The following is a 21,722-nucleotide window of genomic DNA, read 5'->3' as shown; positions in this document are numbered from 1 at the left end:
CCCCAACCCGGTCATCTGTGCTTAGCTTCAACACTCCAGTCTCAGGTGATGCGGTCGGTGCACGCGCATTCAATCGCAGATGTCGTTGATTGCCGTAAAGACGCCTTGAATCCCTCCCTGGAGGTTCTGCAGACTCATCACTGCGGCATTCCTCGCCATCCTCACCTTCATGTCAGAGGCGTGCAGACCTTCGTCCGTGAGGCTACTGGCTGCAAGTCTTTCATACACCATCGAACTAGATCTCTCCCTAATGGGAGAGGGGATTTACAGCACAATTAGTTGAATGGGAGATGAAATGCAAAACTCATCAGCATTCATCAATACACATCCCGCAGATAGCGCTTCTCCTGCGCCAGGTGAGTCACCCATTCGGCAGCGGCGGCGGTGCTCATGCCGCCATGCTGCTGGGCAATCTGACGCAGGGCCGCGTCCACATCTTTGGCCATACGGCTGGCGTCGCCACAGACACAAAAATAGGCTCCGTCCTGTAACCAACGCCACAATTCAGCCCCCTGCTCCTTCATGCGTTGCTGGACATAGACTTTCTCTTTCTGGTCACGGGAGAAGGCAGTATCCAACCGCTGCAAATATCCCTCGCGCTGGAACGTCTCCAGCTCTTCATGATAATAAAAATCAGTGGCGGCGCACTGTTCACCGAAAATTAACCAGTTGCGCCCGCTGGCACCGCTGGCCTGGCGCTGCTGGAGGAAAGCGCGGAACGGCGCAATGCCGGTGCCAGGACCCACCATAATCAATGGGGCAGCCGGGTTGGCTGGAGGGTGGAAGTGCGCTGACTTCTGCACGAATATCGCCACCGCCTCCTCACCCGCCCGATCCGCAAGATAGGTTGAACATAGCCCACCGCGCTGCGGCTGATCGTAACGCACGGTTGAGAGGGTGACATGCACCTGATGCGGAGTCACCAATGGGCTGGAAGAGATCGAATAAAGCCGGGGTTGCATACGGCGCAGCACATTGACTAAATCTTGTGCGGCAATCTGCAAAGAGAACTGCAGCAAAACATCGCAGACATTACGTCCCCACAGCCATTGCTGGAGCGCATCGCGCGATTCCGGACGAAGTCGTTGTGCCAGCGCCGCATCACCGCTGCGTTCAGCGACCATTTGCAGGAGTTCCGGCGTAATACGACCAATCTCAACGTGGCGTTCCAGCACCACGCTGAGCGGCAGTTCATCGCCCTCCTTCAACCTGACAGGGTGATCGGCGGATTCAGGCAGCCGTTGTAATAGCGCGGCAACCTGCTGCGGGCAGTTTCGTGGCCATACGCCGAGCGCATCTCCCGCCTGATAGGGAAAATCATGCCCCTGTAAATCAAAGGCGATTTGCCGGGTCTCTTTGGCCGAACCGGCCTGATTCAGCACACGGTTAATCACGATGTGCGTTGCCAGTGGGTTGTTGCGACTGAACCCTACCTCGGCAACACGCTTTTCCACCACCTTCTCCTCTACAGATGCTCCCACGCCCTCAAGACGGGCAGCGATCATCTGTAGCCAGGCCGCTGCGCTGGCTTGATAGTCAGCATCGCAATCTACCCGCGCCGCTAATGCCTGCGCACCCAGTGCGGCAAAGCGAGCATCTAGCTGTTTGCCGAAACCGCAGAAGCGATCGTAGTTCGCATCGCCCAGCGCCAGCACCGCATAGGAAACCCCTTCCATACGTGGCGCATTATCCTGCTGTAGTGCCTGCCAGAACGGCGCTGCGGCATCGGGTGCATCACCATCGCCAAAGGTACTGGCAATGAGCAGAAGGCGTTTGGTCGCCGTGAGATCGGCAGGTGTCACGTCCGCCATTGCCGCCAGTTTTACTGTTTGTCCCGCTTGCTTAAGCTGCTGCGCACACTGTGCCGCCAGCCCTTCGGCATTACCGGTTGAAGAAGCCCAAAGGATCAGCACCGGATCGGCAACCGGTGCGCTCACTACCGGCAACGTGACAGTATCGGACAGCGGAGTGCGTGCAAATAGCCCGGCTAGCATCCCGTCCACCTGCAGGCGTTTATCATGCGAAAGCGGCGCGCTGGCAGGCAACACCGGCACCCCCAGCGCCTGCTGCACATGATCACTGCCTAATCCGGCGAGAAACCCCTGCATATAGTACTTCTCATCCGCTTCCAACTGCATCACTGGCATGGTCTCAAGGCCCAGTAAAGCCGCAAATGCATCAACCGGTTTCATTAAAGGCTCCTGAGCGCGCTGCTCGGTGGGGTTGACTGGCGAAGGGGTCATGCGGGTCACGGACACCGCAGAAAACTTGAATTCTGGCTGCTGAGAAATGGGATCAACCGCATCACTGGTGACGGCATTCACCGCAAGCTGCTCACCAAACACATCATTCCAGTGAAACGGTGCAAAACAGTTGCCCGGCAATACCCGGTCGGTGATCACCGCGGGCAGTCTTGCAGTGCCGCGTCGTGAGCGAATCTCTAGTTGATCCTGAGGTTGGATATTCAGCCGCTGTGCATCCTGCGGGTTGATCTCCACAAACGGGCCGGAATTGAGCTTGTTCAGGGTCGCCACTTTGCCGGTCTTGGTCAGGGTATGCCACTGATGCTGTACCCGGCCAGTATTGAGCACCAGCGGGAACGTATCGTCCGGCAGTTCGGCGGGGGGCATATCGGGTCGGGCAAAAAACTGTGCTTTACCGCTGGCTGTCGCAAAGCGAATGCCGTTATCTGCCTGGCGGTAACGAAAGGGATGCCGGTCATCCCTGTCCTCAGGCGGACTGGGCCACTGGACGGGCGTGGTACGCAGGCGTGCATAACTCACGCCGCGTATATCGTAGCCGGTGTGGGGATTGTCGAACGCGCGGATCTCGTCGAACACCGCTTCCGCCGATGCATAATTAAAGTCAGCACTGTAGCCAAGTGCACAGGCCACGCGGGCAATGATTTGCCAGTCCGCCAGCGCTTCTCCGGGTGGAGTAATCGCCTGCGACATCAGGGTGATATTGCGCTCGGAGTTAATCATCACCCCTTCCGCTTCTGCCCACAGCGCGGCGGGTAACAGAATATCGGCATAGCGATTGGTTTCGGTATCGAGGAAGGCATCCTGGGTGATCACCAACTCGGCCTGCTGTAAAGCATCCATCACCGTCTGACGATTAGGGGCGCTGGCAACCGGATTAGTACAGATCACCCAGCACGCTTTGATGCTGCCTGCCGCCATCTGACGAAACATCTCTACCGTTCCGCCCACCAGATCGGTGCGCAGCGTACCCGCAGGAATTCCCCACTGCTGTTCAACAAACTGACGGTCTTCTGCCACCAGAACCGAGCGTTGGCCGGGAAGCCCCATTCCCATATACCCCATCTCGCGGCCGCCCATGGCATTCGGCTGCCCCGTCAGTGAAAAGGGCCCGCTGCCACGGCGACAAATTGCGCCCGTCGCGAGGTGCAAGTTACATAGCGCGTTGGTATTCCAGGTGCCGTGGGTGCTCTGGTTCAGGCCCATTGTCCAGCAGCTCATCCATTCTGCTGCTTCACCGATCCAGGTTGCCGCCTGCTGGATGTCCGCCACCGCCAGGCCAGTACGCTCGGCAACTTGCTCAGGGGTGTAATCCGCCAGAAATTCGGGCATCGCCTGCCAGCCTTCGGTGAAACGCCTGATGAAGTCATGATCCACCGCGTTGTTTTTTACCAGCAGCGCCAGCAGCCCATTGAGCAAGGCCAGATCGCTGCCAGGGCGGAGCTGCAAAAAAAGCGACGCTTTTTCTGCCGTTGCGGTTCGGCGTGGATCAACCACAATCAGCTTCGCGCCAGCTTTCACCCGATCCATCATGCGTAAGAACAGAATCGGGTGGCAGTCCGCCATATTGGAACCAATGACGAAAAACAGCGAGGCGCGATCAAAGTCCTGATACGAGCCAGGGGGACCATCAGAACCCAATGACTGCTTATAGCCACTGCCAGCACTGGCCATGCAGAGACGCGAGTTGGACTCAATATTGTTGGTCCCGATAAAGCCTTTGGCGAGTTTAGTGGCGAGGTATTGCGCCTCCAGCGACATCTGTCCAGATACATATAACGCCACAGCGTCCGGGCCATGTTCATCAATAATGGCGCGCAACCGCATTGCACTGGTGTTGATGGCTTCCTCAATGCCGACCTGTACTGGCTCCTGGCTGCGATCGCTGCGCATAAACGCCTGCTCCAGCCGCCCAGAGTCCGCCAACGGCTGGTGGCAACTGTTGCCTTTGGTACACAAACGACCAAAATTACTCGGATGCTGCTTATCACCGCTGATTTTAATCACGCGGTTAGCTTCTACCTGCATCACAATGCCACAGCCCACACCGCAGTAAGGGCAAACACTTTTCACCTGCTTCATCAGTACTCCCGTCAGGCTGCGGCAGAGTCCGCAAGTTGCGTGGCGACAGTGGGATTTTCGATACGCAGTGCCGGATGGCGGCAAAAACGCACTACTTCTCCCACAATCAATAAGCTGGGAGATTGCGGCTGGTAGTGCGCCAGCAGCGCAGGCAAACTCGCCAGCGTCGCCGTGAGCAAGCGCTGATCGGGCTGTGTACCACGTTCGATAATCGCCACAGGTGTGGTGGCTGCCATACCGTGTTCCATTAAGCGCTGACACAGCCCGCTGCTGTGGCTCAGCCCCATATAGAACACCAGGGTTTGCTGGCTATCCACCAGCGTTGGCCAGTCGAGCTGCGGTTCTCCCTCACGGCCATGGCCGGTGATAAAACGCACCGACTGCGCACAGGCGCGATGAGTCAGCGGCAAACCGACCGCAGCGGCACACCCGATGGCCGCCGTAATGCCTGGCACTACATGGCAGATGATGCCCGCCTGCTGGGCAAAATCCTGTTCTTCACCCCCGCGTCCGAAGATAAACGGATCGCCGCCTTTTAACCGCACCACCCGCTGCCCGGCCTGCGCCAGCTCAACCAGCAGCTGATTGATCTGTGGCTGTGCCAGACGATGACAACCGCGCGTCTTACCCACGTCAATGCATAGCGCGGCTGCCGGGACTAATGCCATGATCTCACTGGAAACCAGCCGGTCATACACCACCACATCCGCCTGCTGGATAGCGCGCAGTGCTTTTAGCGTCAGTAGCTCCACGTCACCAGGGCCTGCGCCAACCAGCCAGATCTCACCGGCCCGCAGTGGCTCCCCCTGTTTGAGAGTCGTCTCAAGCGTCATCGTCTGATCCTCCCCTTAGAAAGCCTCTGCCAACTGCACCGCTAACGGGTGTGACAGCGCCAGGGTGTTAACCCAAATTTCACCCTGTTCGATCTTCACCGGCCAGGCACGGACACGTAGGGTGCTGTCATCCGGGCTAATCCCGTCACTCAGGCGGAAACGCTTTTTATACAGTGGCGAGAACACCACCGGTTCACCGGCAATATCACCGAGCAAACCGCGTGATAACACATTGGCCCCGGTGCCAGGCTCGAGATTATCCAGCGCGTAGATCCGGGCCTCGCTGTCGGGGAGATGGAACAGCGCAATCTGCTGCTGTCCGAGGCGTGCCGCCATGCCGACGTTGGCAGGAATATCTGTCAGTGCCGCAATCCGCACCCACTCGCCCTCTGCCACCACTTGCGCCGTAGAGACGGCTTTTTCCTCCGGCAGTGCCGGGCGGATCTGGCCGCGCTGTGGTACCATCACCACCGCTTCGTCTGGCGTTGCGTCATTGAGAAAGGGGCGGAACAGCGCCAGTCGCTCGGGGCTGGCCAGCGTGGTCTGCCACTCACACTGGTAGCGGCTGACCACATGGGCCATTTCACTTTCCAGCTCCGCGCCGATGTTAAGGCTGTCTTGCAGGATCACCTCACGCAGGTAGTCGATGCCGCCTTCCAGATTATCCAGCCAGGTGCTGGTACGTTGCAGGCGATCGGCGGTGCGAATGTAGAACATCAGCAGCCGATCGATAGTGGCAATTAAGGTCTCGCGATCGAGATCGCTGGCAAAAAGATCGGCATGGCGCGGTTTCATGCCCCCGTTGCCACATACATAGAGATTCCAGCCTTTATCCGTGGCGATCACGCCAATGTCTTTACTCTGCGCTTCGGCACATTCGCGGGTACAACCCGACACCGCCATTTTGATTTTGTGCGGTGAACGCAGCCCCTTGTAGCGCTGCTCCAGCGCCAGCGCCAGGCCGGTGGAGTCCTGCACGCCGTAGCGGCACCAGGTAGAACCGACGCAGGATTTCACCGTGCGTAACGACTTGCCATAGGCATGCCCGGTTTCAAAACCGGCATCCACCAACTCACGCCAGATCGCCGGGAGTTGTTCCTGTCGTGCGCCAAACAGATCGACCCGCTGTCCGCCGGTGATTTTGGTGTAAAGCTGGTAGCGTTGAGCCACCTGTCCAATGGCAATCAACCCTTCAGGGGTGATTTCACCCGCGGGAATGCGCGGCACCACCGAGTAAGTCCCGTCTTTTTGCATGTTAGCGAAGAAGCGATCGTTGGTGTCCTGCAACGGCAAGTGCTGTGGCTCCAACAGGTAATCGTTCCAGCAGGATGCCAGCAGCGATCCCACCAGCGGCTTACACACTTCACAACCGGAACCCTGACCAAAACGGGCGATCAGCGCGCTAAAGCTGCGGATCTGATGCACGCGGATCAGATGGTAGATCTCCTGGCGCGAGAAGGCGAAGTGCTCGCACACATCCTTTTTCACCTCCACCCCGAGCTGGGTCAGCTCATGCTCCAGCACCTGTTTGAGTAACGGAACACAGCCACCGCAGCCGGTACCGGCTTTGGTGCAGGCTTTCAGGCTACCCATTTCACTACAACCCGCCACCACCGCCGTGGAGATATCGGCTTTACTGACGTTATGGCACGAGCAGATCTGTGCGCTGTCCGGCAGTGCTGCGACCCCCAACCCTTTGGGTTCACTGCCCGAAGGTTGGGGCAAAATCAGCATTTCAGGCTGGGCGGGCAGCGGCATGCCGTTGAGCATCATCTGTAACAGCGTGCTGTAGTCGCTGCTGTCACCAATCAACACCGCGCCCAGCAGCAGTTTGCCATCGGCGGAGACCACGATTTTTTTATAGATCTCATTGGGTCCATCACGCCATTGATAGCTCTGACTGCCCGGTGTGCGACCATGTGCATCGCCAATAGAGGCCACTTCAACGCCCAGCAGCTTGAGTTTGGTACTCATATCGGCACCGGTAAACAGGTTCTCTTCGTCGAGCAGGTGATCGGCCACGCAACGCGCCATTTGATAACCCGGTGCGACCAGGCCAAAAATTTTCCCGTCCCACAGCGCACATTCGCCAATGGCAAAAATGGTGGCGTCGGACGTCTGGCAGCGATCGTTAATCTCGATGCCACCACGCGGGCCACGGCTCAGACCGGCGCTCTCCGCGAGGTTATCGCGTGGGCGAATCCCCGCTGAGAACAGCAGCAAATCGGTTTCCAGATGGGAGCCATCCGCAAAGCACAGACGATGCTGTGCCTGTTCTCCATTAACAATTTCTCGTGTCTCTTTGCTGGTGTGCACCTGAACGCCCAGCGCTTCGATTTTGTGGCGCAGCATCGCCGCCCCGCCCTCATCCAACTGTACCGCCATCAGACCCGGGGCAAATTCCACCACGTGGGTTTCCAGCCCCAGTTGGCGCAGTGCATTCGCCGCTTCTAATCCCAGCAAGCCTCCGCCAATCACAACGCCGCTGCGCGCGGTTTTGGCCTGCGCCGCAATCGCATCCAGATCGTCAAGGGTACGATAAACCAGACAACCGGGACGATCGTGACCGGGCATCGGGGGAACAAACGGATAAGACCCGGTCGCCAGCACTAACTGCTGATAGTGTGTCTCTTCACCGTGCTCATCAATCACGCACTGACGTTCCGCATCCACAGCGCAGATGCGGCTAGAGGTCCGCAGCGTGATACCACTGTTGGCGAAGAAATCGGGCTGCACCAGCGACAGCGACTCCGCGCTACGGCCAGCAAAGTACTCTGACAGGTGTACGCGGTCATAAGCTGGCAGGCGTTCTTCACCAAACACCACCACCTGGTAGTGCAGATGAAGCTGGCGCTCCACCAACTGTTCAAGAAAATAGTGGCCGACCATGCCGTGTCCGACCATCACTAATACGGGCTTTTGCATCTCGGCTCTCCTTATGCGGCTTTCGGCTGTTTTTCATACAGGAACTGCAACACCTGCTGACGACACTGCTGATAGTGGCTGTCATCCGCCAGCGCAACGCGCGATCGTGGGCGCGGTAAGTCAACCCGCATGATTTCGCCTACGGTGGCCGCCGGGCCATTGGTCATCATCAAGACCCGGTCAGAAAGCAGCACGGCCTCATCCACATCGTGGGTGATCAACACAATGGTGGTGTTGAGGCGCTGCTGAATAGCCATCACCGCATCCTGTAAATGGGCACGGGTTAAGGCATCCAGCGCCCCGAATGGCTCATCCATTAGCAGGACTTCCGGTTTCATGGCCAGCGCCCGGGCAATGCCGACACGCTGTTTCATGCCGCCAGAGATCTCGCCAGGACGTTTGTTGTGGGCGTGCGCCATCTGTACCAGTTCCAGGTTATGCATGATCCACTCGTGCATTTCGCTTTTGTTCATCTCGCCACGAAACACCTGCCGCACCGCAAGCGCCACGTTTTCATAGGTTGAAAGCCACGGCAGTAGAGAATGGTTCTGAAACACCACCGCACGTTCTGGACCGGGTCCGGCAATTTCACGGTTATTGCACAGCAGCCCACCGCTGCTCGGCAGGGTCAGACCGGCGATCAGGTTGAGCAGCGTCGATTTGCCACAACCGGAGTGGCCAATCAGACTCAGGGTTTCCCCCTGGTGAATATCAAAACTGACGTTGTCGAGGGCCAGGAACTCACCGCTGGCGGTGTTAAAACGCTGGCTCACCTGCTGCACACGAATAACGGGTTGATTACGCATCATCCTCTCCTTAACGGTTGTCATAGCTGAAACGACGGGCGATCCACATCAGCCCCTGTTCCAGTAACAGGCCAACGGCACCAATCACCAGGATGGCAACGAGAATGTGTTCCACATTGAGGTTGTTCCACTCATTCCAGATCCAGAAGCCAATGCCCATGCCGCCGGTCAGCATTTCGGCCGCCACAATCACCAACCAGGCGATGCCAATCGACAGACGCATGCCGGTCAAAATGTTGGGCAGTACCGCAGGTAACAGGATTTTGCGCATCACGGTGAATTCCGACAGGCGTAACACACGAGCCACGTTCAGGTAGTCCTGTGGGATATGGCGCACCCCTTCAGCGGTGTTAAGGATCATCGGCCAGATCGAACAGATAAATATGGTCCAGCTGGAAGCCGGTTCTGCACGTTGAAACAGCAGTAAACCAATCGGTAACCACGCCAGCGGGCTGACCGGGCGCAGCAGCGAGATGATCGGGTTAAGCATGTGAGCCACAAAGGTAAAACGGCCAATCAGGAAACCGGTTGGGATCCCCACCAGCGCAGCCAGCCCAAAGCCCATCGCCACACGCTGTAACGAGGCCAGCACGTTCCAGCCAATCCCCTGATCGTTTGGCCCGGCAATATAGAACGGATCGGCGAACAGGCCGATGGCGGCCTGCGCGGTTGACCAGGGAGTGGGAAAGCCCTTGCTGGTGATGGCCGCAATCTGCCAGACAACCAGCAGCAGTGCGATACCCAGCACGGCGGGAAAAGCCCGTTGTAGCAGCGGACGTAGCCAAGGGCGGCGCACGCGCGGTGCAGGGGTGGGTTTCGGCAGCGCGACAATCTCGGCGCTGGTGTGACTTTCCACCGTCAGCGGAATGATCTGAGCCTGATTTTTCATTGCTACCTCGCTTATTGCTTAACACTGAAACTGTTGGCGTAGGCAGCGGGGTTGCTGCCGTCCCAGCGCTTGCCATCGATAAGCACGCTGCTGCGCATTTCGCTATCTGGAATCGCGACGTTGCCTACCTGCGTCGCAGCCTGTTTGTAGATATCAATCCGGTTCACCTGACGCGCCACGGCAAGGTAATCTGGCTCCTGCTTTAACAAGCCCCAGCGCTTATGCTGCGTCATAAACCACATGCCATCGGAGAGCCATGGGAAGCTCACTTCGCCATCATGGAAGAAGCGCATGGCGTGATCGTCCTGCCAGCTTTGGCCGATACCGTTTTGGTACTGACCGAGCATCCGCCCGACAATGGTCTCTTCTTTGGTGTTGATCCAGGCGCGTCCGGCAATCACCTGCGCGGTTTCCCGGCGGTTAGCCTCTGAGGCATCGATCCAGCGGGCAGCTTCCAGCACGGCTGCGGTCAGTGCCCGCGCGGTATTCGGATTGCTGTTGACCCAGGCTTCACGCGTACCCAGCACTTTTTCCGGGTGATCGGGCCAGATCTGCTGACTGGTGGCAGCGGTAAAGCCGATGTTGTCGCTAATGGCGCGCTGGTTCCACGGCTCACCCACGCAGTAACCCACCATGTTGCCGATTTTCATGTTCATCACCATTTGCGGCGGCGGCACCACCACGCTGCGGATATCGGTGAGCGGATTAATGCCTGCGCTGGCCAGCCAGTAGTTGAGCCACATGGCATGGGTGCCCGTGGGGAAGGTTTGCGCAAAGGTGTAGGTGCCAGCCGGGTTGGCGGCGACTTTTTTCTGTAAGCCCGCAAGGTCGCTGACACCGGCATCGTGCAGCGCATTTGCCAGAGTGATCGCCTGGCCGTTCTGGTTCAGCGTCATCAGGCAAGCCATGTTGCTCTGCGGACCGGCGAGGCCCATTTGCAGGCCATAGAGCTGTCCATAAAGAATGTGTGAAGCGTCCAGTTCACCGGAGAGGAGTTTGTCGCGCACCGCTGCCCAGCTGGCTTCTTTGCTTGGCACCAGGGAGATGCCATACTTTTTATCGAAGCCTTTTACTGCGGCCATCACCACCGAGGCGCAGTCGGTCAGCGGGATAAACCCCACCCGCACCTCTTTTTTTCGGGGGCATCGGAGCCTGCCGCCCACACGCTGTTCATCAGCCCTGGCAGTAAGTAACTGCCCCCCAGCGCGGCACTGCCCAGCAGAAACTGACGGCGGTTTATCTGGTTTTTTATTGTGCTGTTATCACTCATCCACGACACCTTCACGCTAATTCTGACGAAAAAAAACGGCGTCCATAAGCCCGTGCAAAGTGCACGCTTATGGACGCCGTTATCCGGTTACTCTGCACTGACCGCCGTTGGCCAGGCTGAGTAAGTTATGTGGGGTTTAATAAAGCAACTGCTGTGCCAGGTTTACCTCCCCTTGTGAAATGCGTGATTCTGGCGTTTTTCCGCCTGAGAGGTTCTTCGCCAGCACGTCTTTGCACCGCCAGTGCACATACACGCACCTTTGGTGTGCATACCTTGCTTAGGGACTTTCCTGCAAAATGTCCGCCACCGCCAGCATCGCCGTGGCAATCTCTACCAGCTTTTTGTTCTGATTCATGGCCATCCGCCGCAGGGTTTTATAGGCTTCTTCTTCTGACAGCGCACGGTGCTGCATCAGCAGGCTTTTCGCCCGGTCTATCGCTTTGCGTTCGTTGAGCGTGGCACGCAAGGTGGTGAGCTCATGGTCGAGCGCCTGTAAACGCCGCGCCTGCTGTTGTACCAGGCTGAGCAACGAGCGGCTGAGCTGCGGTGTGACCCCCTCATCATTGGCCAGCCATTCACCTTGTTCATTGCCTGCATGCGGCATAAATACCGCATAGCCGCCCTCGTCCTGGGTGTGCTGCTCCATCAGGCTGGTGATATCAGCCCGTTGTTCATTGTTAGCCTGTTCCTGTACCGCAATGCGTGCGCGGCACAGATCCATCAGGCTGGCCTGGAGCCCATCTTCCAGTTGTTTCATGCCATCAATGCGTTGGGTGGCGACACTGAACCAGCGCAGGCTCTCCGCTTCATCTGCGCCCTGGCGGGTGCGCCGGGTGCAGGCAATACGCCGCAGCCGTTCAAATTCACTGTCCGGCGTGAGATCCAGCCAGCGCTGACGATAGGCCACATCACAGAACTCAGCAAAGGTCGCGAAGCAGCGATCCTGGCGTTCAATCAAATCCAGCAGCGTGTGCTGTGAATGTTCATCGAGTTGTCCGGCGGCCAGTGCGGCCACGCCAGCGGCACGCTCCTGCCCCGCCAGCTCTTTGCCCTGCATAAAGCTGAACTGGGCAATCAGCGCACGCGAGATGGCGGGCTCTGCGGCGGCATCCGAAAGTTCAAAGACCAGCGCCAGCAGATGGCGAATGGTGTCATTGAAAAAGGCGATGGCATCCTGCGCCGTGAGCTGGCACACCTGCTGGCGCAGCGCGGGCAACAGGCTCAGGGCATAGACCACACTCGCGACCCGACTGAGTAACCGACTGGCCTGAGGCAGGGCCGCAGTGAGTGTTTCAAGTTGGTCGAGGTGGTGTAACAACGCAACCTGCGCCGCGTGCACATCCTGTGCGCGTTGCGCCAGTTGCTCGCCACACAGGCGGCCCTGAGTACAGAGATAGAGGTTACTGGTGCCGCGTTCGCGCTGCAACATATGCACCATCTGGCTGATTTTCCCCACCAGTTCGCCGGTTTGCAGCAGGTAACGCAGGCTGTTGAGTTCACACTGGCGTGATGCCAGCAGAAATCGCACTGTGGTAGCAGAATCAGCGTTCATCGCGATCGTTCCTGAAGAGATGATGACGTAATCCCATGCAAACGCTGCGCCAGGATATAAACGGAACAAAATAGGGCGACAGGTTCTGCTTTTCCCGATTAACAAATAATTTACACCTGAGGTTGTGCTCCCCCGACGCCAACTTGCTTATTTAGTGCATAAGGATGTTTTTGAAGTACTCCATTAGCTTCCGTCTGTTGCCCTCCTGCTCTACAACTTAAGGCGTGATGCGTAACGGAAAATGCAGTAAGTGCATTTTTCAAGGACCAGTTTACAAAACTTTTCAGGTAGTTTAGCTGCCTGAAAGAATTGTTACTTTCTCTAGGTCAGAAGCCTTGCTAGCAGCCCGCGCAGCGTGTAGGCAAGGTTACCGTCTTTGTCGATATTTTCAGTCTGGATAAGTCCACGGGACTGAGCAGAACTGGTGGAGACTAAAAAAGGTTTTAAAGAAATGTCCGCTGTGTGGCAGTTATAGTCATTCGAATCCTCAGTTCCCGCATCAGACTAAGCCGGCTCAGCAATGTCAGCATTGCAGATCCTGACAGACTTTATGCCGTTTTAAAGCGACGTTTCCGGTGTATCATCACGAGAGCTACAATTACCGCCACTGCAATTATCGCGGCCCCCCGGAAGACGACTGTTGAATCTCCTGGGATGAATTCCATGAATGATGATAAAAACTGGCCAGAGAATATAGCCATGGAAAGCCAGGCAAGGTTGCGTCCCCGGACGCGAGCGTGACTCTGCTCGACTGTCATATGATTCACAAGCGGCACCGACAGACCAAATCCACAACCCATTAAAATCCCGCCAGCGATGTAGAACACTACATTATCCGCGAATGAAAATATGAAATGTCCGGCAGCGTAGCAGCTAAACGCCGTGTATAGGGTTCCGTACTCACGTAAACGCGCAATGAGGCGCGGCATCATCGCAGCAGCCCCGACGGCGACCAGTGAGATAAACGACAGAAAGTATCCGGTTTCTGCCGCCCCAATAGTCATGCGGTTAAACACCTGAGGAATGATGATAATGCCGGTGAAGAAACAGATCATGGACAGCAGGGCTGCAAAGAGCACAGGTGCTAATCGGGTCGCACTAATCGGTTCACTTTCACCGGCGCTATCATTAGTCTTTTCTGTACAGGAGGGTAATGGTTCTGGCACAAATGCCAGCTGCATAGCCAAAAGAACCCAGGCAAAAAGATAAAGCAGAAACGGCCACTGCCAGCCAAGGGTCGCAAGTAATCCGCCTATAAACAGGAAAATGACACCGCCCAGCTCTATCGACATTCCCTGGGAAGCGATCATTTTCAGGCGAGCCTGACCGTTATAAAACGAGGAAATCAGTCCTGTTCCTGCTGACATGACGATGGCGGTCGCCCCGCCAAGCAATAGCCGGTCGAGCATGACCGGCACAAGCCCGTAAAGAAACATGCCGGCACTTCCCAGTAGCCCATACAGGAACAGGCCCCAGCAGAGCGCACGATATGTGCCAGCACGGTCAATAAACCAGCCGGCAAATGGACCAAAAATGACCACCCCGAGTGACGGGACAGTGACAAGCCAGCTTGCTGCTTCGGGTGTACCAAGATGTTCAGCAACCTCTGTCAGCCCGGGCACAATCACACACCCTACCATGATGGTGAGGCAGGCAACGGCCAGGAGCGTGAATGCTCCCGTTTTTTTAATCTCAGCCATAGTTACTATTTATCCACCTATCGGTTATCAATCCCATTATTCGGTCACATTGTCGACATGTGTTTCTGTTCAGTCAATGCTAAAACTGTCAACCGAATGTCAGCGAACGGGCTGGCAATCCTTAAGTATATGAATTAGTTAAGCCCGCTTTGTCAGGCTTGCTATTCCTAAGGAGCAATTTGGGTTTGTCAGCCGACAAGAACACTTCTGACGAACCTGCGTGTAAGTTCACGCAGGCTGTCCGGATAATGGACATATGGTCCGTTGCGGATTCACGGTCAAAACAGGAAAGCGGATAAATGTTCGCCGCACCAGCCCCGGCGATCGCAGTCAGTGAAAACTGTACAACAGTTGAAATGCCCACAGCACCATCGTTGCGGGAATGCATTAAAGACATAGTGAATCTCCATAATATTGGAGACGCTATGGTATAAATTACCCCCAATGACGAGATAACGTTTAATTGACTTATCTTATTGAAATCGCGCCATCATCAGACCACATTTCTGCATTCAACCATCAGACCCCATCCGCAGGCCTGGAACGTTGCTTCTGGCGATTCGGTGAAGCTTACCGGCTTGCCGGATAGCGCAGTCGGACTGAGAACCCGGGCAATGCTGGGGAACTGGAGAAGAATAGCAGAATCAGCTTGTTGGGAAAATGTTCAAAAGAAACAGCACAGAAACACACTGCTCTTGCGAGACTGAGACAGGCGTGACGGTAAAGAAACTAAGCATGAGCATCAAATATCGACTGGAATAAAGATTAGAATGGCGCGGGTGATTTTTGTATTCTGAAAACTCAACGTCTTTCATATAGATGCATACAGAAAATGCTCCTTCTTCTGAAATTCCTTCATCCTTATTTGATGTTTTCCAATCTGGCGGCCTGGGGCCTGGCTCAGAACCTTGAGGGCCTCGGGATCTTCCACTCTATAAATGACCTGCCCTTACAGGTCGGCAGGGACGTTATCTATCCCTGGAATATCAGCCCGACGCACGGCGTTAATGGATTATCGGGTTTAATGACTCTCTTGCTCCTCCCGATCGCATTCCTGAATATCCGAGCCGGATTTTACCTGAATCGGTGCATGGGCTGGATAAGCCTGGTTTTATGGATCTCGCCAGGGGCGCTCAGCCTGATGGGTTATGTGCCTGACTTAAATAGTTTCGGCCCTGAGGTGTTTCGGTTTGGGAGTGGTTTTACGGGCAGTGTTCCCTCTGCGGCAGCCCTTTTATTTATCTCTATGGTTACCGGCTGGTCAGTCATTATGCTGTTCAGCGCGCTCTGGAAAAAAAACACCTTCAAAAACGCTTATGACCATATCTGGTACGTCTTAGGCCTGATAGCGGCTCTCTATTTTGTAACGGACAGCGGTCTGCCTTCATACAAAGAAGACCTTTCAGAAGCAGGCGAACGCACCACCCTTATCATGCAGCACTATCGCAACGGCGAGCAAAACCTGGACGTGCTGTGTAAAGAACCGGGTGTGAAAGATCAGGTTCCAGATTTATGTAGTCTGGCGCCAGAAATTCGATGGTCGCTACAGGACAGTTTTTCTTCAAAAGACATTTTGCGGGCCAGAATAGATTTACCCGACTGGGTGACAAGAGTTGCGTACGATCGGGACATCGGTAAACAAATTGAGGCGTTTAATGCTCTGGCATGTTCTCCGCATTCGCTCAGGGGTGACTGTGATGTTGTTCCCATTGAGATGGATCTTAGCGGTGAGGATTATAAAACGCCCAGGGCTTTTTTAACTCCAGCCTATGCCCATAGACTTCTGCGACTACATCAATCCATGCAGAAAGCCGACGCACGCATACAGGATATCGAGCAGGGACATAACACGCGCTATTTTGTGTTTCTTACACTGGCCTTTGTGGCGGGCGGTAAGCTTGCAAATACGTCCAGGTCGATGGTCAGGCATGATACGGTTCGCCCTCGCTCATGGCTGTTCACCGGCATAAGGTTCATCGTTCACAACACGCTGCTGGTGATAAAGTTCCTTACAGCAGAGCTGGTCTTTCCGCTTCTGCGACGTCTGGTAAAACGGGTTAAAGGGCTTACCGCCCGGGTTAAAACCAGACCGGCCAAAAGCGCGGCAGAACATGATGTTTCCTCCGGAAAAGAGTAACCCGTTAACGATCATGCTGTAACCTGGAGCGGGTGCAATGAGAGCAGCCTTATAACGCATCCCAGGAGACTTGCCTGACAGAGGCCGGTCTGATTCCCAATAGGTTAAGCTTGCGAGACTTTTCTAACCACTCCTCCTCGCTGCGGCACGCTATGGACCATTGTGCCGCAGCAACGGATTTCTGAAGAAAAAGAGCCTGGAAATAAGCCTCATCAACCTCAGACAGAGAATGTGACCTGCCCCCAGTATTAGATACAACCTTCAGTTAGTAATGTCGGTTGGTTGACCCTGACCCCGAATATGATCCAGGCATAATCAGGAATAACCGGCTTCAGGTTGGTTGCTAATTCTGGCAACCGGCAGATTTTTCGGCGAATTCGGATGGAGTCATCCAGCCCAGCGCAGAATGAGGGCGACTCTGGTTATAGTGTATGCGCCAGGCCTCGATTTTGCATCGCGCATCCTCCAGAGACATGAACCAGTTCTCGTTCAGGCACTCCTGCCGCAGCCTGCCGTTGAACGACTCTACTGTGGCATTATCCGTGGGCGTGCCTGGCCGTGAGAAGTCGATCCGGATATGCCGTTCGTACACCCACTTATCCAGCATTTTTCCTGCAAATTCTGAGCCATTGTCTGTTTTCAGTAGTTGCGGTAACGGACGTCTCAACGCGATGCTGTCCAGCATTTCAGCCACTTCTGAAGAGCGCAGGTTCTGGCCTACGCAGATCCCCAGACACTCGCGCGTATAAAGATCGATTACCGTCAGCAGGCGGAGCCGGCGACCGTTAAACAACGCATCGGAGACAAAATCCATCCCCCATACGTGACCCCTGCGGCTGTGGCTGACGTTTCAGCGCAGATTTATTACGGCGGGGGCGTTTCAGCCGGAGCGATAACCCCTGCTCGCGGTAAAGCCGGTAAATGCGCTTGTGATTATCGCGCCAGCCTTCCCGTTTCAGCATGACGTGGACCCTGCGGTAGCCATAGTGGATGCGGGTTTCGGTTATCTCCCTGATGCGCAGTCGCAGCGCGCTGTCATCTGCCGCAACGGAGCGGTACCGGAACGAACTGCGGCTGACCTGCAGCGCAAAGCAGACCTGTCTTTCACTGGCACCGTAGCGGGTCTGTAAGTCCCTGACCCATTCGCGCAGGCGTGCCAGCGTCAGCTCTTTTTTGCCAGCACGTCCTGCAGCATGGCCTTGTCGAGGCTCAGATCGGCAACCAGCTTCTTCAGGCGATGGTTTTCCTCTTCGAGCTGCCGCATGTGCTTCAGTTCTGAAGGAGAAATCCCGCCGTACTTTTTGCGCCAGGTATAAAACGTGGCGTCGGAGATACCCAGCTTGCGGCAGACTTCCGGCACGGACGTACCCAGCTCAGCCTGCTTCAGGGCAAAGACAATCTGCTCTTCGGTGAATCGTGACTTTTTCATCGGCACAACCTCCGCTCAGGGGAGTCATTATCATGCCGGAATTCTGTTTCTGAATGGAGCAGGATTTTGGGTCAGGGTCACATCTTTTTGCTATAAATAATAGGAACCAGAGTTGAACTGGTATAGCCACTGTAGATAAGATCATTATTATGATGAAATAACTTCACTAAACCCTCACGTCCATATACTGTTAAGGGAGCGCCGAGATTACTTCCACAACCTAAAAAACCATTCTTACAAAGCATTATTTCTTTGCCAAGGCGTCTTGTATGAGGACAAGTTGAATAAATACTCTTTGCTAAGTTAGCCTCAGGATAAACTGATAAAACCTCCACTCGTTCAATGTCATACAAATCAATTAAAAGCTTTGTCAGCAAAGGCCATACTTCATAACTTTTAATGTCCTGACGCTCAATGATGCTAAGAAATCTCCTTATCTTAAGGCATTTCACAAATCTCTCCCCGATTAACCAACAGTACTATATTAGATCGTATGGGGGTATAATATTCACCCCCATTGATTATTTGAGTAATTTCGGTCCTGCTTTGCTAATCTCCAACCCAAACAAATTGTGTTTAAATTTGTCAAAATTTTTAATAAAAAGTTTTGCTAAATCAGATGCTTTTTCATTCCATTCTGTATCACTCCCCCAGGATGATTCTGGATCAAGGACAGAAAAATCAAGCCCATTTATAAAAACTGGCATAGACAAATCGAATATTGGCAATGAAATCATATTGGACTGGCTAATCTCGTCATTCAGAATAGAGTTAATAATTCGACGAGTATCCGCTAGAGAAATCCGTTGATTCCTTCCATTCCATCCCGTATTAACCATCCACACTTCGCTGTGAGCATTTTTCATCCTTTTCAAAAGTGTTTCTGCATAGACTGTAGGATGGAGCGTTAAGAAAGCTGCACCAAAACACGCAGAGAAGGTGGGTTGCGGTGTCGTAACACCACGCTCAGTACCAGCGAGTTTGGCAGTAAATCCAGAAAGAAAATAGTATTGCATCTGTTCCTCAGTCAAACGGCTGACAGGAGGAAGAATTCCGTAGGCATCTGCCGTCAGGAAAATTATCTTGCTAGCATGTCCGGCACGAGATGGTAAAGGAACGATATTATTAATATGTGTAATGGGGTATGATACGCGAGTATTTTCCGTTTTACTGCTGTCAGAAAAATCAACACTTCCATTATTTTTTATAACTACATTCTCAAGTAAAGCTCCAGCTCGTATTGCATTGTAAATCTCAGGTTCATTATCTTCGTCAAGGTTGATTGTCTTAGCATAGCATCCCCCTTCGAAGTTGAAGACCCCATCAGCATCCCAACCATGTTCATCATCACCAATAAGAAAACGTTCAGGATCTGTTGATAATGTTGTTTTACCTGTCCCAGAAAGCCCGAAGAAAAGTGCAACATCACCTTTTTTACCAACGTTAGCAGAGCAATGCATTGATGCTATACCTTGGCGCGGCAACAGGTAGTTCATAATACTAAACATACCCTTTTTCATTTCTCCGCCGTACCAAGTTCCACCTATCAATTGGATATTTTCGGTCAAATTGAAGGCTATAAAATTTTCTGAGTTAAGCCCCTGTTTTTTCCATTCATTGTTTTTAGCTTTAGACCCATTTAGTACTAAAAAGTTCGGTTCAAAATCTTCGAGTTCATCTTCTGAAGGCCGAATGAACATGTTTGTAACGAAATGAGCCTGCCAAGCTACCTCTGTTACGAACCGAACTGCCAGTCTGCTTGCAGGATTAGCACCACACCATGCATCAACGATGAAGAGCTTTTTTCCACTTAATTGTACGACAACACATTTTTTGAGAGAATTCCATACATCAATATCAATAGGTTTATTATCATTTTTATTTTCTAACCCATCATTCCACCAAAGTGAGAGATTGGTGTTTTCATCTTTAACGAAATATTTATCCTTGGGAGATCGACCAGTAAACATACCAGTGTCGACACTTACAGCCCCTGTAGACGTTAAACGTGCCTTCTCATAACCAATTAAATCATCTTCAGTCTCGTAATGGAACAAATCAGCGTAAGTTGGGTTATAGATAATTTCTGCGGGTGCTTCTATACCCTTCTCTTGCAAATACCTTTTTACATCCAAAATTGAAGTCATGCCTCACCTCATTAAACTTTAAACATATATTGTCAAGCCTTTGAACGTCAGATCTCTTTGCTTCTCTCGCGCAATTCAACATTAAGAATTCGATCATTTTCTGAGTAATCAACATGGCAATCAATAATATGCACTCCATGATTAGCTATGCAGTATTCTAATAGAGGCTGGAATTGGCTCGCACTATTCACTCTGTGACCATGTGCTCCATATGATTCCGCATATTTTACAAAGTCTGGATTCCCATAATCCAGGCCAAAATCAGTGAACCCCATATTTGCCTGCTTCCAGCGAATCATGCCATAACCGTCATCACGCAAAATTACCACAGTTAAATGCATGTTCAGTCTGACCGCAGTCTCTAACTCCTGACTGTTCATCATGAACCCACCATCACCGCATACTGCTATGACAGGGCGACCTGGGTACACTAAGCTTGCAGCCATTGCAGATGGTAAACCTGCACCCATAGTTGCAAGAGCATTATCTAGCAGAACTGTATTTGGTCTATGAGCTTTATAATTACGTGCAAACCAGATTTTATAAATACCATTATCTAGCGCAACTATTCCCTCTGAAGGAAGTGTTTTCCGTATGTCTGCTACCACACGCTGAGGATACATTGGGAAACGTTCATCTTCATTTCCCTCAACAATCTGTTTTTCATTTGCATCCCTGATTTGTAATAAACGGGTAAAGTCCCAATGATCGTAATTTTTCAGCGCCTCGCCTATCTGCCACACTGAATTCCCGATATCACCAACTACTTCAATTTGAGGAAAATATACTGCATCTACTTCTGCTGATCTAAAGCTGATATGAACAACTTCAGTACCCCCTCTAACCATGAAGAAAGGGGGTTTCTCAATAACATCATGGCCAATATTCACGATTAAATCAGCAGCTTCTATTGCCCTATGTACGAAATCACCTGTTGACAAAGCAGCGTTGCCCAGGAATCGAGGATGTCGCTCGTCAATGACTCCTTTACCCATTTGAGTCGTAATGAAAGGAATGCCAGTTTTATCTACTAGCTTTCGCAATACACTCGCTGTCATTTTTCGATTCGCACCAGCACCTATTACTAAAATAGGACTTCGTGCACTTTGAAGCTTATCTACGGCAGCACTTATAGACTTGTGTTCTGCAAGTGGCCGACGATGCAAACTTCTCGTAATAGGTGTGCTGTCAGTTTGTTCTGCTGCGACATCCTCAGGGAGTTCAAGATGAACAGCTCCTGGCTTCTCTTCCTCAGCCAGTCTAAAAGCCTCTCTGACCCGAGCAGGAATATTGTCCGCTGAAGCAAATTGGTGCGTATACTTTGTTATAGGGTGCATCATTCCACATACATCGATTATCTGAAAACGCCCTTGTTTTGATTTCTTTATAGGTTTTTGTCCAGTTATCATTAACATTGGCATACCGCCAAGATATGCATATGCACCGGCTGTGACTAAATTCGTCGCACCTGGACCTAACGTAGACAAACTCACACCAGTTTTACCGGTTAAACGACCGTAAGTTGCCGCCATAAAACCCGCGGACTGTTCATGCCGTGTCAATACGAGGTTTATATTGGATTTGCGTATCGCCTCTAGCAAATCCAGATTTTCCTCTCCAGGAATACCAAATATATATTCTACACCCTCATTTTCCAGACATTGCACTACCACATCAGCAGCCTTAGACAT

The 21,722-nt window shown here is 53.3% G+C and carries 15 protein-coding genes and 2 pseudogenes; 2 read left to right on the top strand and 15 right to left on the bottom strand.

Annotated elements, in window-relative coordinates:
* Positions 1 to 317: 317 nt before the first annotated feature.
* The 9 genes and pseudogenes from ACXI0A_RS20960 to ACXI0A_RS20920 form a co-directional block, all read right to left on the bottom strand.
* On the bottom strand, positions 318 to 4,343 hold the full coding sequence (locus tag ACXI0A_RS20960; RefSeq protein ID WP_476147200.1) for a molybdopterin-dependent oxidoreductase: 4,026 nt from the start codon (positions 4,341 to 4,343) through the stop codon (positions 318 to 320).
* A gap of 11 nt (positions 4,344 to 4,354) precedes the next feature.
* Positions 4,355 to 5,176, bottom strand: coding sequence for a uroporphyrinogen-III C-methyltransferase (gene cobA, locus ACXI0A_RS20955; protein ID WP_476147201.1), 822 nt, complete (start codon positions 5,174 to 5,176; stop codon positions 4,355 to 4,357).
* Between the two features lie 15 nt (positions 5,177 to 5,191).
* Entirely contained in the window at positions 5,192 to 8,101 is a 2,910-nt protein-coding gene (nirB, locus tag ACXI0A_RS20950; protein ID WP_476147202.1) for a nitrite reductase large subunit NirB, read from the bottom strand.
* Positions 8,102 to 8,112: 11 nt separating this feature from the next.
* Positions 8,113 to 8,907: a nitrate ABC transporter ATP-binding protein gene (locus ACXI0A_RS20945; RefSeq protein WP_476147339.1), complete on the bottom strand. Its 795-nt coding sequence runs from the start codon at positions 8,905 to 8,907 to the stop codon at positions 8,113 to 8,115.
* Between the two features lie 10 nt (positions 8,908 to 8,917).
* Positions 8,918 to 9,796, bottom strand: a complete 879-nt coding sequence (gene ntrB / locus ACXI0A_RS20940) for a nitrate ABC transporter permease (protein ID WP_476147203.1) — start codon at positions 9,794 to 9,796, stop codon at positions 8,918 to 8,920.
* 11 nt (positions 9,797 to 9,807) lie between these two features.
* Positions 9,808 to 11,066, bottom strand: a pseudogene (locus tag ACXI0A_RS20935) (CmpA/NrtA family ABC transporter substrate-binding protein).
* Positions 11,067 to 11,343: 277 nt separating this feature from the next.
* Positions 11,344 to 12,618 carry a nitrate- and nitrite sensing domain-containing protein gene (locus ACXI0A_RS20930; RefSeq protein ID WP_476147205.1) on the bottom strand — a complete coding sequence of 425 codons (1,275 nt, stop codon included), beginning with the start codon at positions 12,616 to 12,618 and terminating at the stop codon, positions 11,344 to 11,346.
* Between the two features lie 548 nt (positions 12,619 to 13,166).
* Entirely contained in the window at positions 13,167 to 14,318 is a 1,152-nt protein-coding gene (locus ACXI0A_RS20925; protein ID WP_476147206.1) for an MFS transporter, read from the bottom strand.
* A gap of 121 nt (positions 14,319 to 14,439) precedes the next feature.
* Entirely contained in the window at positions 14,440 to 14,715 is a 276-nt protein-coding gene (locus tag ACXI0A_RS20920; protein WP_476147207.1) for a hypothetical protein, read from the bottom strand.
* A gap of 435 nt (positions 14,716 to 15,150) precedes the next feature.
* On the opposite strand from ACXI0A_RS20920, the gene ACXI0A_RS20915 reads away from it, so the two are divergent.
* A complete protein-coding gene (locus tag ACXI0A_RS20915) occupies positions 15,151 to 16,455 on the top strand; it encodes a hypothetical protein (RefSeq protein ID WP_476147208.1) in 1,305 nt (434 codons plus the stop codon).
* Between the two features lie 343 nt (positions 16,456 to 16,798).
* Here the strand turns inward: ACXI0A_RS20915 and ACXI0A_RS20910 are convergent.
* Positions 16,799 to 17,287, bottom strand: a pseudogene (locus tag ACXI0A_RS20910) (IS3 family transposase); the annotation flags it as partial.
* A complete protein-coding gene (locus ACXI0A_RS20905; protein ID WP_479410265.1) occupies positions 17,241 to 17,447 on the bottom strand; it encodes an IS3 family transposase in 207 nt (68 codons plus the stop codon). The gene ACXI0A_RS20905 and the pseudogene ACXI0A_RS20910, both read right to left, overlap by 47 nt.
* On the opposite strand from ACXI0A_RS20905, the gene ACXI0A_RS20900 reads away from it, so the two are divergent.
* Positions 17,385 to 17,585 (top strand): hypothetical protein, encoded by a 201-nt coding sequence (locus ACXI0A_RS20900; protein WP_476147209.1) that lies wholly within the window; start codon positions 17,385 to 17,387, stop codon positions 17,583 to 17,585. The two genes, ACXI0A_RS20905 and ACXI0A_RS20900, sit on opposite strands and share 63 nt — an antisense overlap.
* Before the next feature lie 32 nt (positions 17,586 to 17,617).
* On the opposite strand, the gene ACXI0A_RS20895 is transcribed toward ACXI0A_RS20900, so the two are convergent.
* The 4 genes from ACXI0A_RS20895 to ACXI0A_RS20880 all read right to left on the bottom strand — a co-directional run bounded on the left by ACXI0A_RS20895 (position 17,618) and on the right by ACXI0A_RS20880 (position 21,722).
* Positions 17,618 to 17,884: a transposase gene (locus tag ACXI0A_RS20895; protein WP_476147210.1), complete on the bottom strand. Its 267-nt coding sequence runs from the start codon at positions 17,882 to 17,884 to the stop codon at positions 17,618 to 17,620.
* A 77-nt stretch (positions 17,885 to 17,961) separates the two neighbouring features.
* On the bottom strand, positions 17,962 to 18,336 hold the full coding sequence (locus ACXI0A_RS20890; RefSeq protein WP_476147211.1) for a hypothetical protein: 375 nt from the start codon (positions 18,334 to 18,336) through the stop codon (positions 17,962 to 17,964).
* Positions 18,337 to 18,405: 69 nt separating this feature from the next.
* Positions 18,406 to 20,031, bottom strand: coding sequence for a phosphoenolpyruvate carboxykinase (ATP) (gene pckA, locus ACXI0A_RS20885; protein WP_479485291.1), 1,626 nt, complete (start codon positions 20,029 to 20,031; stop codon positions 18,406 to 18,408).
* Between the two features lie 47 nt (positions 20,032 to 20,078).
* Entirely contained in the window at positions 20,079 to 21,722 is a 1,644-nt protein-coding gene (locus tag ACXI0A_RS20880) for an acetolactate synthase large subunit (protein ID WP_476147213.1), read from the bottom strand.

This window comes from Pantoea sp. C1E2, assembly GCF_056491465.1.
This window is presented reverse-complemented; position numbering and strand designations above follow the sequence as displayed.

Excerpts from the sequence above, each read along its gene's own strand:
- ACXI0A_RS20960 (WP_476147200.1), bottom strand. The coding sequence starts at position 4,343 with ATGAAGCAGGTGAAAAGTGTTTGCCCTTACTGCGGTGTGGGCTGTGGC.
- cobA (WP_476147201.1), bottom strand. The coding sequence starts at position 5,176 with ATGACGCTTGAGACGACTCTCAAACAGGGGGAGCCACTGCGGGCCGGT.
- nirB (WP_476147202.1), bottom strand. The coding sequence starts at position 8,101 with ATGCAAAAGCCCGTATTAGTGATGGTCGGACACGGCATGGTCGGCCAC.
- ACXI0A_RS20945 (WP_476147339.1), bottom strand. The coding sequence starts at position 8,907 with ATGCGTAATCAACCCGTTATTCGTGTGCAGCAGGTGAGCCAGCGTTTT.
- ntrB (WP_476147203.1), bottom strand. The coding sequence starts at position 9,796 with ATGAAAAATCAGGCTCAGATCATTCCGCTGACGGTGGAAAGTCACACC.
- ACXI0A_RS20930 (WP_476147205.1), bottom strand. The coding sequence starts at position 12,618 with ATGAACGCTGATTCTGCTACCACAGTGCGATTTCTGCTGGCATCACGC.
- ACXI0A_RS20925 (WP_476147206.1), bottom strand. The coding sequence starts at position 14,318 with ATGGCTGAGATTAAAAAAACGGGAGCATTCACGCTCCTGGCCGTTGCC.
- ACXI0A_RS20920 (WP_476147207.1), bottom strand. The coding sequence starts at position 14,715 with ATGTCTTTAATGCATTCCCGCAACGATGGTGCTGTGGGCATTTCAACT.
- ACXI0A_RS20915 (WP_476147208.1), top strand. The coding sequence starts at position 15,151 with ATGCTCCTTCTTCTGAAATTCCTTCATCCTTATTTGATGTTTTCCAAT.
- ACXI0A_RS20895 (WP_476147210.1), bottom strand. The coding sequence starts at position 17,884 with ATGAAAAAGTCACGATTCACCGAAGAGCAGATTGTCTTTGCCCTGAAG.
- pckA (WP_479485291.1), bottom strand. The coding sequence starts at position 20,031 with ATGACTTCAATTTTGGATGTAAAAAGGTATTTGCAAGAGAAGGGTATA.
- ACXI0A_RS20880 (WP_476147213.1), bottom strand. The coding sequence starts at position 21,722 with ATGTCTAAGGCTGCTGATGTGGTAGTGCAATGTCTGGAAAATGAGGGT.